General features: G+C 65.7%; 11 protein-coding genes and 1 pseudogene. 4 read left to right on the top strand and 8 right to left on the bottom strand.

From position 1 onward, the window contains the following. Positions 1–114: 114 nt before the first annotated feature. Positions 115–1740 carry a glycosyltransferase family 39 protein gene (locus CIT37_RS05495; RefSeq protein WP_095425101.1) on the bottom strand — a complete coding sequence of 542 codons (1626 nt, stop codon included), beginning with the start codon at positions 1738–1740 and terminating at the stop codon, positions 115–117. 114 nt (positions 1741–1854) lie between these two features. Between CIT37_RS05495 and lepA the strand changes: the two genes are divergently transcribed. Then, complete coding sequence (gene lepA / locus CIT37_RS05490; protein WP_028139806.1) at positions 1855–3666, top strand: translation elongation factor 4; 1812 nt, start codon at positions 1855–1857, stop codon at positions 3664–3666. A gap of 397 nt (positions 3667–4063) precedes the next feature. Further along, complete coding sequence (locus CIT37_RS05485) at positions 4064–5284, top strand: MFS transporter (protein WP_095425100.1); 1221 nt, start codon at positions 4064–4066, stop codon at positions 5282–5284. A gap of 44 nt (positions 5285–5328) precedes the next feature. Here CIT37_RS05485 and CIT37_RS05480 read toward each other — a convergent pair whose 3' ends face one another. From CIT37_RS05480 to CIT37_RS05460, 5 genes are read right to left on the bottom strand one after another with little or no spacing between them, the layout of a single operon-like run. Then, on the bottom strand, positions 5329–6561 hold the full coding sequence (locus CIT37_RS05480) for an efflux RND transporter periplasmic adaptor subunit (protein WP_095425099.1): 1233 nt from the start codon (positions 6559–6561) through the stop codon (positions 5329–5331). Positions 6562–6563: 2 nt separating this feature from the next. Next, on the bottom strand, positions 6564–8927 hold the full coding sequence (locus CIT37_RS05475; RefSeq protein WP_095425116.1) for an ABC transporter permease: 2364 nt from the start codon (positions 8925–8927) through the stop codon (positions 6564–6566). 5 nt (positions 8928–8932) lie between these two features. Continuing rightward, complete coding sequence (locus CIT37_RS05470; RefSeq protein ID WP_028139802.1) at positions 8933–9640, bottom strand: ABC transporter ATP-binding protein; 708 nt, start codon at positions 9638–9640, stop codon at positions 8933–8935. A gap of 52 nt (positions 9641–9692) precedes the next feature. Next, positions 9693–10367: a methyltransferase family protein gene (locus tag CIT37_RS05465; protein ID WP_038950711.1), complete on the bottom strand. Its 675-nt coding sequence runs from the start codon at positions 10365–10367 to the stop codon at positions 9693–9695. Beyond that, positions 10367–10618, bottom strand: a complete 252-nt coding sequence (locus CIT37_RS05460; protein ID WP_028139800.1) for a DUF2933 domain-containing protein — start codon at positions 10616–10618, stop codon at positions 10367–10369. The genes CIT37_RS05465 and CIT37_RS05460 overlap by 1 nt, the downstream gene beginning before the upstream one ends. A gap of 180 nt (positions 10619–10798) precedes the next feature. Between CIT37_RS05460 and CIT37_RS05455 the strand changes: the two genes are divergently transcribed. Continuing rightward, positions 10799–11047 carry a hypothetical protein gene (locus CIT37_RS05455; RefSeq protein WP_028139799.1) on the top strand — a complete coding sequence of 83 codons (249 nt, stop codon included), beginning with the start codon at positions 10799–10801 and terminating at the stop codon, positions 11045–11047. Between the two features lie 157 nt (positions 11048–11204). On the opposite strand, the gene CIT37_RS05450 is transcribed toward CIT37_RS05455, so the two are convergent. Further along, positions 11205–11951 carry a hypothetical protein gene (locus CIT37_RS05450; RefSeq protein WP_095425098.1) on the bottom strand — a complete coding sequence of 249 codons (747 nt, stop codon included), beginning with the start codon at positions 11949–11951 and terminating at the stop codon, positions 11205–11207. Positions 11952–12145: 194 nt separating this feature from the next. On the opposite strand from CIT37_RS05450, the pseudogene CIT37_RS05445 reads away from it, so the two are divergent. Continuing rightward, positions 12146–13296: pseudogene (locus CIT37_RS05445) on the top strand (acyl-CoA dehydrogenase family protein). Between the two features lie 59 nt (positions 13297–13355). On the opposite strand, the gene CIT37_RS05440 reads toward CIT37_RS05445, so the two are convergent. Further along, on the bottom strand, positions 13356–15518 hold the full coding sequence (locus CIT37_RS05440) for a putative bifunctional diguanylate cyclase/phosphodiesterase (protein WP_095425097.1): 2163 nt from the start codon (positions 15516–15518) through the stop codon (positions 13356–13358). Between the last annotated feature and the right edge of the window lie 44 nt (positions 15519–15562).

The following is a 15562-nucleotide window of genomic DNA, read 5'->3' as shown; positions in this document are numbered from 1 at the left end:
GTGCCGTAGGGTGGGCAAAGCGAAGCGTGCCCACGACTTTTCTGCGATTAGCGCGAGATGGTGGGCACGGCGCTTCGCGCCTTTGCCCACCCTACGAGACCGAGAACGTCGCAATCACTTCGCCGGTGGCGCGATGTAGACGTTCCAGCTCATCGCCGGGCCGGCCTTGCCGTGGGTGAAGCGGCGCGTGGTCATCACCACGCGCTCGGCGGTCGGCGCGACCTCCGAAATCCACTTCTCGAACTTGGGCAGGCGTTCGTCGGTCGCATCGAACACGCCGATGAAGCCGTATGTCTTGACGTCGTCGAGCGAGGTCAGCCCGGACGCCCAGGCCTCGTTCGGCGTGAACGGGCTGGGGTGATCGGGGCTGTAGAACACCATCGGCTGGATCGTCTCCATCGTCCCCGCAACGACCGCCCAGCGCGAGGCGAAGCGCGCGTGCCAGGCCTGGGTCAGCTCGCGCGCGAGCTCGGAGCGCGCGCCATAGGTCGCCGTGTTGCCGGCATTGGCCGTCATCTCGCGTGCGGCGATCCAGGGCGAGGCGGCGAGCGTGGCAACGCTGAGCACGAGCCAGATCGCGGCGATGTTGAACAGGCTCGCGCCCTGCACCCGCAGCGTGGGAATCGCGACCAGCGCGAGCGGCACCAGGAAGAACAGCGAGATGCCCCAATCGGTCTTCAGGTAGACGCCGAAGACCAGCGCGCCGAGCGGCGGGCCGAATGCGACGATGATCTGGATCATCCACACGTTCAGCGCCTGCGAGACATTGACGCCCGGATTGGCGCCGCGCGCCCAGGCGCGCGTGACGATGCGCAAGGGCGCGCGCAGCAGCAATGTGAACGACGGCGGCACCAGCGCCATCGCGAGCCCGGCCAGCGCCACCGGCAATGCCAGCAGCCCGAGATTATGCAGCATGTAGCCGGTGACGAGCTGATGCACCTGGCCGCTGTCCGCGAGGCTGTAGGTGTCGCCGGCATAGGTCAGCGGCACGAAATGCGCCTCGGCCAGCCAGACCACGTGCGGGATCATCGCCACGACCATCGTCACGATCGCGACCCACGGCGCCGGCGATACCAAAAATCTCATCCGCTCCGGATGGATCAGCGCGGCGAGCCCGATGGCGCCGATCATGGTCAGCACCCAGTATTTGGTCATCAGCGCCAGCGCGCCGGCAAGGCCGAGCAGGACTCCGGACCGCCAGCTCCGCTTCTCGAACGCGTTGAGATAGGCGAGCACCAGCAGCGGCAGGGTGACGAGCTGGAGCAGATCCGGGTTGTACTTGAACCCCTTGAAATTGAAGATCGGGTAGAGCGCGACCATCACCACGACCAGGAACGCGCGCCGCGCGTCCACCACGCGCAAGGCAACCAGCCAGCAGATCACCATGCCGGCGCTGACCGTCGCCATCGCCAGCGCATAGGTCGCCCAGTCCGCCGCCGGGAACATCTTGAACCAGAGCCCGGCGACCCAGCCCGACAGCGGCGGATGCTTGCCATAGCCCCATAGGAATTTCTGGCCCCAGCCATAGGCCTCTGCGACGTCCATGTGAACGTCCTGCGCGGCCTTCAGATTGATCAGGATGAAGGTCCAGAGCACCGCATGGAGGATGGCGAGCTGGATCACCAGCCACAATCTCGCCTCGGGGCGGACCGCGCAGGCAACCAGCCAGGCCCGGAAGCGGCCAAAGCTCAGGCGGGCCTTCGTGCGCACTTCAGGGGAGGGAAGAGACGTGGTCGACATGGGCGCTTGCCTAGCGCGTTTTGGCCCATCTTGGAATCAGCTTGGCGTGAACAAAGGCCCTGAAATTACAGCAATATGGTTGCCGCACGGGGATGTGAGTGGTATCCCGCGCCCATGACGACCGTCCCCATTTCCAACATCCGCAATTTCTCCATCGTCGCCCATATCGACCATGGCAAATCGACGCTGGCCGACCGTCTGATCCAGATGACCGGCGGCCTCTCCGACCGCGAAATGGCGGGCAAGGAGCAGGTGCTCGATTCCATGGACATCGAGCGCGAGCGCGGCATCACCATCAAGGCGCAGACGGTGCGGCTTTCGTACCGCGCCAAGGACGGCAAGGATTACATCTTCAACCTGATGGACACGCCCGGCCATGTCGACTTCGCCTACGAAGTCTCGCGGTCGCTGGCGGCCTGCGAAGGTTCCCTGCTGGTGGTCGACGCCAGCCAGGGCGTCGAGGCGCAGACGCTCGCCAACGTCTACCAGGCACTCGACAACAATCACGAGATCGTCCCGGTCCTGAACAAGGTCGACCTGCCCGCGGCCGAGCCCGAGAAGATCAAGCAGCAGATCGAGGACGTCATCGGCATCGACGCCTCCGACGCGGTGATGATCTCGGCCAAGACCGGCCTCGGCGTGCCCGACGTGCTGGAAGCCATCGTCACCCGCCTGCCGCCGCCGAAGGGCGACCGGAGTGCGACCTTGAAGGCGCTGCTGGTCGACAGCTGGTACGACGTCTATCTCGGCGTCGTCGTTCTCATCCGTGTCGTCGACGGCGTCATGAAGAAGGGTAGCCGCGTGCGCATGATGGGCACGGGCGCCGCCTATGACGTCGAGCGCGTCGGCTTCTTCACGCCGAAGATGCAGCAGGTCGACGAGCTCGGCCCCGGCGAGATCGGCTTCATCACCGCCGCGATCAAGGAAGTCGCCGACACCCGCGTCGGCGACACCATCACCGACGACAGGAAGCCTGTCACCGAAATGCTGCCGGGCTTCAAGCCGGCAATCCCCGTGGTGTTCTGCGGCCTGTTCCCGGTCGACGCCGACGATTTCGAAACGCTGCGCGGCGCCATGGGCAAGCTGCGCCTCAACGACGCCAGCTTCTCGTTCGAGATGGAGACCTCGGCCGCACTCGGCTTCGGCTTCCGCTGCGGCTTCCTCGGACTTCTGCATCTCGAGATCATTCAGGAGCGGTTGTCGCGCGAGTTCGATCTCAATCTGATCGCCACTGCGCCGAGCGTCATCTACAAGATGAAGCTCACCGACGGCCAAGAGATCGAGATCCACAATCCCGTCGACATGCCCGACGTGGTCAAGATCGCCGAGATCCAGGAGCCCTGGATCGAGGCCACGATCATGACACCCGACGAATATCTCGGCAGCGTGCTGAAGCTGTGTCAGGACCGCCGCGGCTCGCAGAAGGAGCTCACTTACGTCGGCTCCCGCGCCATGGTGAAATACGATTTGCCGCTCAACGAGGTCGTGTTCGACTTCTACGACCGCCTCAAGTCGGTCTCCAAGGGCTACGCCTCGTTCGACTATCATCTCACCGACTACAAGCCGGCCGACCTCGTCAAGATGCAGATCCTCGTCAACAACGAGCCGGTCGACGCGCTCTCGATGCTGGTCCACCGCACCCGCGCGGAGGGGCGCGGCCGCGCCATGGTCGAGAAGATGAAGGAGCTGATCCCCCCGCACATGTTCCAGATCCCGATCCAGGCGGCGATCGGCGGCAAGGTGATCGCCCGCGAGACGGTCCGCGCCCTGCGCAAGGACGTCACTGCAAAATGCTACGGCGGCGACATCACGCGTAAACGAAAACTTCTGGAGAAGCAGAAGGAAGGCAAGAAGAAGATGCGGCAGTTCGGCAAGGTCGACATCCCGCAGGAAGCCTTCATTGCCGCGCTGAAGGTGGATAGCTGAGGCGGGGGTAAGCTTTCACAGTCACATCAGCCGCCGTCATGCCCGGGCTCGTCCCGGGCATTTGCGTTTTGGCCGGGACCCGGCGAAACAAAAATATCGAAAACAACCCCATGCACATTAGGCGAAGGCTTGTCTGGATTGGAGTTTTCGATTTTTAGAAATCAATTTGACCCATCGGGCAAAACAGTGGCACGATGGCATTGCGCAATTGCGCATCTGAGAATCCATCGTACAGCAGGCAACACGGAGAGATGGATTCCGGGTTCGCGCCAAGTGGCGCGCCCCGGATGACGACGGGTTACGAAAACGCGCAGCCGCCAGCCTTGCCCTCCGCCGTCTGATAGGCCACCATCCCTCCCGCGCCTCACCAACAAAACCAACAGCGCTGAGGAAACGCATGAGCAAGGCATCACGCTTCGACTATGGCTGGGTCGTTGTCGCCGCGGGTGCGCTGATGACTTGCGTCGGGTTCGGCACGATGCTGTCCCTGGCGGTGTTTCTGCAGCCGATCTCGGAGGCGATGGGCTGGTCGCGCGCCGGGGTGTCGGCGGCGGCGACGCTGGATTTCCTCTTCATGGGATTTGCCGCGTTCCTGTGGGGCGCGCTGTCGGACCGGTTCGGTACCCGCATCGTGGTTCTCGCGGGAAGCGTTCTGCTGGGGCTCGGTCTCGTCACGGCGAGCCAGGCGACAAGCCTGTGGCAATTCCAGCTTTGCTTCGGCGTGCTGATCGGCATTGCCGCCGGCAGCTTCTACGCACCGATGATGGCGCTCGCGAGCGCGTGGATCGAGACAAACCGCAGCCTTGCGGTGGCGCTGGTTTCCGCCGGCATGGGCGTGTCGCCGGTGACGATCGCGCCGACTGCGAGCTGGCTGATCACGGCCTATGACTGGCGCACCGCGATGCTGGTGATCGGCATCGCTTCGTGGGCGCTGCTGATCCCGGCCTGCTTCCTGGTGCGTCCGGCGCCGGTGGCGGCGGGCGCCGCCACGGCAGACGCAACACCGGAGGTCGAGCTGACCGCGGCGCAGGCGCTGCGCACGCCGCAATTCATCGCGCTCGCGGCGGCGCATTTCGCCTGCTGCGCCGCGCATTCCGGCCCGATCTTCCACATGGTGTCCTATGCGATGGTGTGCGGCATCGCACCGCTCACGGCGGTGACGGTCTACAGCGTCGCCGGCGTCTCGGGCCTCGGCGGACGCCTGCTGCTGGGCGCGGCGGCCGATCGCATCGGTGCAAAGCCGGTGCTGGTCGGCGGCCTGTTCGTGCAGGCGATCTGCATCGCGACCTATCTTGCGGTGGCTCAGCTCGGCGAATTCTACGCGTTGTCGGTGGTGTTCGGCCTCGCCTATGGCGGGGTGATGCCGCTCTATGCGGTGCTGGTCCGCGAATTCTTCGGCGCGCGCATCATGGGCACGGTGTTCGGCGCAGTCTCGGCCCTCGCCAGCCTCGGCATGGCGCTCGGACCCTGGGCCGGCGGGCTCGTGTTCGACAATTTCCAGCGTTACACGTGGCTGCACGCCGGCTCCTTCGCGATCGGGCTCGCCGCCGTCGCGGTGGCACTGAGCTTCCCGACGAAACGCAGGCCATCGCTCGACCTGGGCCGCGCTGCGGCCTGACACCTGCATATCGCTCTGCTCGGTAGCGTGCCGGCGCGGGCCCTCTACTCTCTTTGCGCGATCCTAGTTTCATCGGCGATCCGGTCACTTGGATGCAGCACGACGCGGTCTCCGGCAACAAGACCCGAGAGAACCTCCGCGAGGCGGTTGTTGCGGTGGCCGATCTGGACGAGAGTCGTCCGGGCCCGGCCGTTCTGGTCGACAAAAACGGCCCACTGATCGCCTCTCCGGAACAAAGCGCTTACCGGCACGGACAGGGCGTCCTGGGCGCTCCAGGTCGTCACATGCACAACGACGCGATAGTCGTGTCCGAGCGAGGCCCAATTCTCCGGCGGATCGCTGAAATCGATGGTGACCCGGACCCGCTGCTCCTCGATACCCAGCGCCGAAACCTTCAGGAAGCCGGCGGGGTCGACACGGACCACCTTGCCCCTGATCGGCTGCCCGCCCCAGCCGTCGATCCGCACGGGCGCGCCAACCTTGATCTGCACGGCATCGATCGACAGCAGGTCAGCCACAACCTCCAGATCGAGCGGGTTGCCGATGTCGATCAACGACGTCCCCGGCAGAACCGTCGCCTCGCTGTCCTGGATGATCTTCAGCACCCGTCCGCTCGCCGGCGCGAGCACGCGGACGCAGCACATCGGCTCCGCTGACGGCGCGGCATTGGCAGGGTCCATCAGCCGCGCCGCAAGACTGGTGCGCACTGCGCGACGCATCTCGATCTGAGCCTTCGCACTAGCCAGGGCGGCTTCGTTGGTGGCGACCTCGAATTTCGCCTTGTCGAAGGCCTGAGCCGAGGTGGACTGCGTCCGCAGCAGCGTCTGCGCCCGCTGGAACTCGGTCCGGGAGAAGTCCAGCGCGGCCTCGATCCGCTTCACTTCGGCCTCCTGCTGCTGAATGGCCGCATCGGCAGCCAGCACCTCGGCCTGAAGCTGGTCGCGCGAGCGCACGTCGATGAATCCCGGCAGCGTCGGCTGCATGAGAGCGACGACGGTCTGGTTGGCGGTCACCTCGTCGCCGACGTGAAGCGAAGGTCCCTGCTCGCCGAGCGGATGCGAAATCCTGAGGACCTTTCCAGCGATGGGCGCCGAGACCGTGTAGACGTGGCGAACATGCGTCTTGCCGTCATCGTCCGCGGTAACTTCGATCGGCCCCTTGGCCAGGGTTGCGAGATCGACCAGAACCGGGCGCGGCCAAGCAAACCAGGCCAGCCCGCTCGCGATGGCGGCTAGAAGCGCAGCGCCGATGAAACGTTTGGTCCAGTTGGCCGACATGGCTAGTCTCGCGTCTTGAGGACCGCGACGAGGTCCAGTTTGTCGATGCGTTCGCGGATGACCGCGGCGGAGGCGACGGCAGCCAGCACCACGACGGAAGTCGCGATGACGTAGGTGGAATGCTCGACGACGAGGCGGACACGCATCAGCTCGCCGGCCAGATTGGACTTCATCACCCATGCAAGCCCATAGCCCATCACCCAGCCCGGCGGCTGCGCTATCAGGGTGAGGATGGCGAGTTCGAGCAGGAGGATGCGCAGCACCTCGCCGCGCGTGAAGCCAAGCACGCGCAGGCTCGCCAGCTCGCGCGCCCGTTCGGACAGTGAGATTCGGGCGTTGTTGTAGACCACGCCAAACGCGATCACGGCGGCGAGACCGGTGTAGATGCTCGCCATTGTGGTGACGAGCAGTGCGACCGTCTTGCGGAAGTTCGCGAGCGAGAGACGCTGCAGCGCCACGCCGCCAACCGTCGGCATGGACTTCACCGCCGCGTAGAAATCCTCCCTCCGGCTCTCGTCGAGGCTGAGGTTCACACTGCTCACGACCGGCGCTTCACGCATCAGCTTGCGGAGCGCCCCAATCTCCATCATCCCCCTGATGCCGAAATAATCCTCGACCGTCGCCACGACCGGCGTCGTGACCGTGCGACGGGTACCCTCCAGCATATCGAGTTCGACGGTGTCACCGGCGCGGACGCCGAGGATCTGAGCTAGCATGCCGGACAGCGCAAGGCCCGTCTCTGGCAGCGCGACCGGATGAAGGTCGGCGCCGATGATACGCCGCAAGTCTGCATCGGCGGGCCGGCCGCTGATCATGATCCGGCGTTCGACGTTGCCGTGGCGAATCCGGACGGGCACCTCGCGGAACGGTTCGGCCGAGAGAACGCCCGGCAGTCGGCTCACCTGCTCCACCACGTTCGCGATGCGCTTCTCGGCAAAGCCGATGGTCGCATCCTGCCGGTCGGCGAGGAAGTAGGTTACGTCGATCAGGTGCTCCATCGAGTCGCGCGTGAACAACGAGACGACCAGGATGGCCGTGGCCAGCGCCATGCCAAGCGCCGTGAACACGGCGCGCGCAGGATGCCGCGCGATGTTACGTATCATCATGAGCGTCGGCTGCGATACGATCTGGTCGAGCTGAATGCTTGCCGGCAACAGCCGCCGATAGACCGGCGGCGCGGGCGGTTGCATTGCAACGGCCGGCGGCAGCTTGACCACGTCCCGCAGCGCCCGCAGCGCGCCGATGGCAGCGGCCGCCGCGCTGAGCGCGCCGGCGGTGACGTACAGATCCGGCGCCTTCGCGAATACCAGGAACGGAAAGTGGAAGAAGTCGCCGAACAGGGCGGTGACGCGCAATCCGAGCCAGGTGCCGGCGACGCCGCCCAGGAGGATTCCGGTCGCAACGATCAATGCCACGAACTTCAGATAATGCAGCACGACGCTGCGGTCCGAATAGCCGAGCGCCTTGAAGAGGCCGATCTGTTCGCGCTCGAGCGCGACCAGCCGGGTCAAAGTGAGGTTGACCAAGAACGCGGCCACCAGCAGAAAGATCGGTGGCAACGTGCGGCTCATGTTGTTGAGCATGTCGAGTTCATGATCGAGCCAGGCGTGCGAGGTCTGGTCCTTCCGGCCATGCGCCGCCTGCCCGCCATACGGGTCGAGCAACGCGTCGACCCGCGCGATCACGTCGCGCTCCGACGCCCCAGGCTGCAGCTTGACTGACACCGCCGAGAATGCGCCATCGAGATCATAGACACTGGCGAGCGACTTCTCCGACATCCAGACGATGGCGTAGCGGCGATCGTCCGGCATCAGATCGCCAGGGCCGACGGTGTAGACGAATTCGGGTGACAACGCGGTGCCGACAATCACGAGTTCGCGCTTCTTGCCATTCAGGATGGCCGAGAACCGCGCCCCTTCCGAGAAGCCGTGAGCCCGGGCGAACGGCTCGTTGACGACCACCTCCTCCGTCCGTCCCGACTCCGGGAACCGTCCGGACCGCATGTAGAGCCGGTTCAGATGCGCTTCGCCGTTGTCGGGCAGCGAGACGAACTGCGCGCTGGCCGGCTCCGAGAAGCCGGGAATGTCCAGCAGCGCCGGATTAGCGATACGAGCATCGACGGCGGCGACGCCGGGGATCTCGCCGATCCTACCGGTGAGCGCCTTGGGCGCGCGCTTCGCTTGAGCGAACACGTCGGCGAAGCCGTAACGTTCGTAGTATGCGATCCGGGTTTCCTCGAGCGAGCGATGGGAGCCGACCGCGAGCACCAGCGTCGCAACGCCGCCGCCGACGACCAGCGCGACGGCGAGCACCTGCGCCCAGAGCCTTCTGACGTCGCGAAACAGCTTGATATCGAGCACCGTCATGGCCGTCACCAGGTGAGCTCGGCGGCTTGCCGCCGTCTCTCGTTGTTCTGAATCCGGGAGATCCGGCCGTCAGCGAAGAACAGCACCCGGTCGGCAACCTCCTGAATGCTGGCGTTGTGCGTGATGATGATAGTGGTGGTGCCGAGCTGCCTGTTCACCCCGAGCAGCGCTTCGATGACCCGAATGCCGGTCTTCGAGTCCAGCGCCCCGGTCGGCTCGTCGCACAGCAGCACGGCCGGTCGCTTCGCGATGGCGCGGGCAATTGCGACGCGCTGCTGCTCGCCGCCGGAGAGCTGGGCGGGGAAGTGATGCATCCGCTCTTCCAGTCCAACCAGTGCGAGGGCCTCGTCGGGCCGCATCGGGTCCTGGGCGACTTCGGTCACCAGCGCAACGTTTTCATAGGCCGTAAGGCTCGGCACCAGATTGTAGAACTGGAAGACGAAGCCGATATGGTCCCGGCGATACCTGGTCAGTTCGCGATCTCCGAGATCCGTCAGGTCGAGGTCGCGGAAGAACAGCCTGCCGCTGGTCGGGCGGTCGAGACCACCCATGATGTTGAGCAACGTGGTCTTGCCGCTGCCGGAGGGGCCGAGCAGCACGACCACTTCCCTCTCGGCGATTTCGAGGCCGACATCGTTGAGGGCGTGAACCATCACCTCGCCGGAGACGTAGGTCTTGGTCAGGGCTTTCGCGGTGAAGACAGGCTCGCTCATCGACGTCCTTTCGAGCCTCCATCGTCATCCGACCGAATCTTCCTCCCCAAAGTCAGCCGAGACGATAGCCGCCGGAAGAGCCGCGGCCGAACAGCCGACGGGGATGGGGTATGAAGGCCGGGACTTCCGAAGCGTACTTCGCGTAGGCCTCGCCGAATTCGGCCCGGGCGTCCCGCTCCTCGTCTCGCGCGAGCTTGACGTACATGACGGTCAGGACGGGAAACATCGCCAGCGTGAGGATGGTCGGCCACTGCAACAGGAAGCCGAACATCACCAGCACGAAGCCGACATATTGCGGATGCCGCACGTAGCTGTAGGGGCCGGACGTCGCGAGTCTTCGGGTCTGCTGCGCGTCGTACAGCACCCGCCAGGCGGCAGAGATCAGGATGAACCCCGCACCGATGAAGATGAAGCTCAGGACGTGGAACGGTCCCGCGTGCGGATTGGTCTTCCAGCCGAACATCATCTCGAGGAGGTGGCCGGCATCATGCGAGAACCAGTCGACATTCGGGTAGCGCGACTGCAGCCAGCCCGACAGGAAATAGATGGTGAGCGGGAAACCGTACATCTCGACGAACAGCGCCACCAGAAACGCGCTGAACGCGCCGAAGGAGCGCCAGTCGCGCGGCGTCTGCGGCTTGAAGAAGCTGTAGGCGAACAGGATGAACACCGCCGAATTGACGATGACGAGGCTCCAGAGACCGTAAGCTGGCGCGGTGTCGTGCATCACGCGCTCCCTCGATCATTCGGCCGGCCGCCATGATGGTGCCCGTGTCCGCCATGCATGAAGATATGCATCAACGGACAGGCGAGGAGCGGCAGCCAGACCAGGAGCCCGAGCACATGGGCCCGATGCTCGGTGAACAGGAGCGCGCCGCCGATGACCAGGAACCCCGCCAGGACCAGCCCGGCCTTGGCTTTGGTGGACATGCCCTCCTGCGGGCGTTCGCCATAGCCGAAATGGTTTTGGACGGTCATGATACGCTCCAGCGATCGATACAGCATAGGAGCACCGCTGCCGTCATTGTTGACGCAGATCAACGGCTCATCGGTCCTGAGGGGCGGCCCTGGCCGCGCCAGGGTTCCGATTTGCGATTTCTCAAGATGGACTTTTCGCAGCAGCTTATCGTGAGGCTTCCGCAACCAGGGAGAACGACCATGATCACCAAGAAGCTTCTCGCCGCCGTCGGCGTGGTTTCCCTGCTGGCTGTTCCGGCAATGGCCGATAGCACCGACAAGGAAAAGAACGGTCATCACTACAGCGGTGGCCCCAAGACCGAAGTACCGCATCACATGGGCAAGAAGACAACAAGCGGCTCCTCGGCGAAGACCAGTTCGGGCGGTCATCATTACACGGGCGGACCGAACACCTCGTCGCCGCATCACATGGGCGACAAGACAAAGTGAATCTGTCTAGCGCCGGCGTGTAATGGTCTCAGGCTGGCTGCGACACCAGCCGCCGCCAGAGAGCTAACACAGGCGACACTTTATGGTCCGGATCGCTTTCGGAGCGCCGCCGGCGGACGAGGCCGCACCGCTGCCGCCGCGGGCCCGGGATCACCGATCAATTCACCGCTCGCAGCGCGGCCGTGAAGGCGGCGAGATCGGTTCGTGCCGTCTCGTCCGGAGCCCATCTCGGAAGGTCAGCAAGCTGCTCGATCACGCGGGCCCGATCCTGCGGCAGCAGGAAGCTCGCCCAGACCTCGCGCGTGTCGCGGATGGCGGCGGCGGCCAGACGCGCGTTGGCGGATTTGCCCGCGCCCTGGATCGCCGCGCAGACGGTGCCCAGGATGAATTCGGCGGCGCTCCGGCGGAAGCCCGTAAATCCCTCCTGGCGGATGCGGGTGCGCTGCCCCGGCGCAAGGCTCGCCATGAACAGCTCGCCCGCAACCGCCTCGCGCGCCATTCCGCGGATGACGAAGTTCATCGCCGCCGCGTACTGATCGCCATAGTCGGTCATGTTGCGCTGAAGCGTCGCAAGATCGGGCTGCGCCCCCGGCTTCGAGCCATAGAGCGCGAACAGCTTGTAGGTCGCGTTGGCGGCGTCCATCCAGTCCATCAGCCAGCTCATGTCGCTCGCCTTCGCCGGCGGCAGCGCCCCCAGGGCCTCAACATCGAAGACGCGGCCGAGCAGCGCGGTGGTCTCCGGCCGGGTCAGGTCGGGTCGCTCCCCTTTTTTCGCAACGCCTTCGACGTAGACCCGGAACATCCGCGCGGCCTCGCCCGCGGCGGCGGCATCACGGGCCCCATCCTGCGCCAACGCCGGCGAAGCGAGCGCGAGCAGGACGATGAGGATTCTGACGATCGGCATGGGCAACCTCATCCGGCAAGATACGCGGTGCCGTTCGCGGCGATGGCGGTTGTTGGTCGCGAGGCGCGCCGCTGAGGTTCACAGCCGGGCCTTCTTGCGGCGGCGCGCGGGGATGGCCGCAGCTTGATCCTCCCCGTCAAATAGACCACCATCCCGTCCTCACCGCTCACGACAGAAGGGGCGAGGAAACGCGAATGTCGGAGCTTCCCGGACCTGATCTCGTCGAACGTGCCCGCGCCATCGCGCCGCTGATCGCGCGCGAAGCGGACGAGATCGAGCGGACACGGCGGCTGACGCCCTCCGTGGTCGCGGCGCTGATCGAGAACGGATTCTATCGCGCCCTGCTGCCACAGAGCCTGGGCGGTGCGGAAGTCTCCATCGAAGCCTTCATGCAGATGCTGGAGGAGATCGCCAAGGCCGATGCCTCCACCGCATGGTGTCTCGGCCAGTGCAGCGTCTGCGCGATGATCGCGGCTCGCTCGACCGCGATGCCGCGCAGGAGATCTTCAACACCGCGCCTGGAATCCTGGCGTGGGGCGCGATCGCGCACGAGGCGCGTGCAGTCGCGGGCGGTTACCGCGTCACGGCGCGGTGGGATTTTGCCTCCGGCTCCCGGCAGGCGAGCTGGCTGGGGGCGCATGTGCGCATCCTCAGCGCTGACGGGGCGTCGCGCAAAAATGCCGATGGCTCGCCGGAGGTGCGGACCATTCTGTTTCCTGCCGCAAGCGCGACGTTGCACGACGTCTGGCAGGCGATCGGGCTCGCCGGCACCGGCACCGATTCCTACGAGGTGAGCGACCTCTTCGTCCCCGAGCGCTTCACGGCGTTCCGCGACGTGCCGTCAGGCTTGCGCGAGACGGGGCCGCTCTACAGGATCGGCACCGGCGCTGCCTTCAGCCTCGGCTTTGCCGCGGTATCGCTCGGCGTGGCACGCGCGACGCTGGATGCAGCGATCGCACTGGCGCGCGAAAAGCGCCCCTCGCTGACGGCCGGCGCGATGCGCGACAACGGGGCGGTGCAGGGCCTGATCGGCCGCACCGAGGGCGATTTGCGCGCCGCGCGCGCCTATCTCTATGCGACCGCGACTGCGATGTGGCGCGACCTCTGTGCGACCGGCGAGTTCGGCGCAACACACCGCAGCGCGGTGCGGCTCGCCGCGACCTGGACCATCCATCAATCAACAAAGGTGGTCGACACCGCCTATCACATGGCCGGCGCGACCGCGGTGTTTCGCAGCAACCCGTTCGAGCGCCGGTTTCGCGACATGCACGCCATCGCCCAGCAGATCCAGGCGCGGGATAGCCATTACGAGGATGTGGGAAAGGCGATCGTGGCGGGAGGTTGAAGGCCAATCGCAACGACGGTGAGCTCCCTCGCCCCACCCTTCGCGGGGAGAGGTTAAGTTCACGCCACCAGCGCGGCGTCCTCGCCATCGATGCCGCGTTGCGCGGCCAGCAGGCTGATGATCTCGGCGTTGGGCCGGGCCTTGCTGAACAAAAAACCCTGGCCTTCGTCGCAGCCCTCGGTGCGCAGGCAGCTGAGCTCGGCTTCGGTCTCGACGCCCTCGGCCGTGATGATGACCCCGAGGCCCTTGCCGAGGCTGACGATGGAGCGGATGATCGCCTGGGCCTCGCGGTTGGCCCCTAAATCGCGCACGAAGGACTGGTCGATCTTGATCTTGTCGAACGGAAAGCTGCGCAGATAGCTGAGGCTGGAATAGCCGGTACCGAAATCATCCATCGAGATGCGCACCCCGAGCGCGCGCAAGGCATGCAGCGTCGCCAGCACCTGCGCGCTCTTCTCCAGCAGCAGCGTCTCGGTGATCTCGAGCTCGAGTCGGCGCGGCGGCAGGCCGGAATGCTTCAGCGCGTCCGTCACGATCGAAAGCAGATTGCCGCTGCGGAACTGCAGCGGCGACAGATTGACCGCGACACGGACGTCGTCCGGCCAGGTCGCGGCGTCCAGGCACGCCCGGCGCAGCATCAGCCCGCCGAGCGGATTGATCAGGCCGGTGTCCTCGGCAACCGGAATGAATTCCGCCGGCGAGATCATGCCGCGCTCGGCATGCGGCCAGCGCACCAGCGCCTCGAAGCCGGTGATGCGGCCGCTCTGCAGGTCGATCAGCGGCTGGTAATAGGGGCGCAGCACGTCGTTCTGGATCGCGTCGCGCAGCTCGACCTCGATCTTGCGGCGGCTCTGCGCTTTCGCGTCGAGCGCGGCCTCGAAGAAGGCGAAGGTGCCGCGCGCGTCCAGCTTGGCGCGCGACAGCGCCATGTCGGCGCTCTTGAGCAGCTTTTCGGAATCATCGCCGTCGCCCGGCGCCATCGCGATGCCGATCGAGGCGCCGATCACCACGGAATGGCCGTCGAGCAGATAGGGATCGGCGATCGCCGCAAGCAGACGTTTGGCCAGCATCACCGCGTCCTCGGGACGCGCCAGGCCGCTCTGCACGATCGCGAACTCGTCGGAATTGAGCCGCGCCAGCGCGTCTTCCTCGCGCAGCGTCGAGCGCAGCCGCTTGGCGACGCCGCGCAGGAGCTTGTCGCCGACAGCATGTCCGAGCGTGTCGTTGACCGACTTGAAACTGTCGAGCCCCAGCATCAGCAGCGCGACCTTGTCGGTGCTGCGCCGCGTGTGCAGCAGCATCTCGTCGACCTGCTGGCGCAACAGGCTGCGGTTGGGCAGGCCGGTCAGCCCGTCGTGCTGGGCCATGAAGGCGAGTCGCGCCTCGGCGCGCTTGCGTTCGGTGATGTCCATCAGCGCGAGCAGCACCGCCGGGCGCTCGGCATAGGTCAATTCCCGGGAATAGATCGCAAGGTCGATCAGCGCACCGTCGGCCTTGACGTGCTTCCAGGTGCGGCCGGCCCGCTCCTCGCCGGTCGGGTCGGCGGTCCAGGGCGGCTCGCTGTCGAAGGCCTGCAGGGAGCGGATCTTCAGTCGCTCGAACTCGGCGCGGCTGTAGCCGTAATGCGCGACCGCTGCGTCGTTGACGCCGAGGATGCACTCGTCGTCCAGCGCGCAGACGATCATGGGCACGGGATTGCCGTCGAACAGCAGGCGGAACGAGGCCTCGCGCTGCTTCAGCTCGGTGATGTCGACGCGCAGGCCGACGACGCCGCCATCGTCGGTCAGGCGCTCGTCGATCAGGATGACGCGGCCGTCCGACAGCTTCTGCTCGTGGCGCGCGCCGGGCTGGTAGAGCCTTTGCAGCCGCTCGGCGATCCACTCGTCCTCATGGCCGATGGCCTCGGGGTAATCGCCGCGGGCAACGCCGATGCGCAGCGTGTCTTCGAGACGCGCGCCCTCCTCGAACAGATCGGCGGTCTTGCTGTAGATCTCGGCGTATTTCTTGTTCCAGAGGACGTAGCGGCCCTCGGCATCGAGAAACACGATGCCCTGCGGCAGGATGTCGACGGCCTGGCGCAGACGCTCATGGGATTTGCGCGCGTCCGCGATCGCAGCTTCCGCCTCGGCGCGGCTGCGCAGGACTTCATCGCGTTCCGAAAGAGCTCGCGGCGCGCGCGCGAAGCGTGGCTTGCGCGGCGATTGGCCAGCCCGGGCAAGCACGCTTTGCTTTCGTTTCCTTGTTTTTCGAGACCCCAAACCCAACT

This window comes from Bradyrhizobium ottawaense, from assembly GCF_002278135.3.
Taxonomy (GTDB): domain Bacteria; phylum Pseudomonadota; class Alphaproteobacteria; order Rhizobiales; family Xanthobacteraceae; genus Bradyrhizobium; species Bradyrhizobium ottawaense.
The sequence above is the reverse complement of the archived record's forward strand: the minus strand, read 5'-3'. Positions and strand labels throughout refer to the sequence as shown.

Coding starts and splice junctions, on each gene's coding strand:
- CIT37_RS05485 (WP_095425100.1), top strand. CDS start 4,064: ATGAGCAAGGCATCACGCTTCGACTATGGCTGGGTCGTTGTCGCCGCG.
- CIT37_RS05455 (WP_028139799.1), top strand. CDS start 10,799: ATGATCACCAAGAAGCTTCTCGCCGCCGTCGGCGTGGTTTCCCTGCTG.
- CIT37_RS05480 (WP_095425099.1), bottom strand. CDS start 6,561: ATGTCGGCCAACTGGACCAAACGTTTCATCGGCGCTGCGCTTCTAGCC.
- CIT37_RS05465 (WP_038950711.1), bottom strand. CDS start 10,367: ATGCACGACACCGCGCCAGCTTACGGTCTCTGGAGCCTCGTCATCGTC.
- CIT37_RS05475 (WP_095425116.1), bottom strand. CDS start 8,927: ATGACGGTGCTCGATATCAAGCTGTTTCGCGACGTCAGAAGGCTCTGG.
- lepA (WP_028139806.1), top strand. CDS start 1,855: ATGACGACCGTCCCCATTTCCAACATCCGCAATTTCTCCATCGTCGCC.
- CIT37_RS05470 (WP_028139802.1), bottom strand. CDS start 9,640: ATGAGCGAGCCTGTCTTCACCGCGAAAGCCCTGACCAAGACCTACGTC.
- CIT37_RS05450 (WP_095425098.1), bottom strand. CDS start 11,951: ATGCCGATCGTCAGAATCCTCATCGTCCTGCTCGCGCTCGCTTCGCCG.
- CIT37_RS05495 (WP_095425101.1), bottom strand. CDS start 1,740: ATGTCGACCACGTCTCTTCCCTCCCCTGAAGTGCGCACGAAGGCCCGC.
- CIT37_RS05460 (WP_028139800.1), bottom strand. CDS start 10,618: ATGACCGTCCAAAACCATTTCGGCTATGGCGAACGCCCGCAGGAGGGC.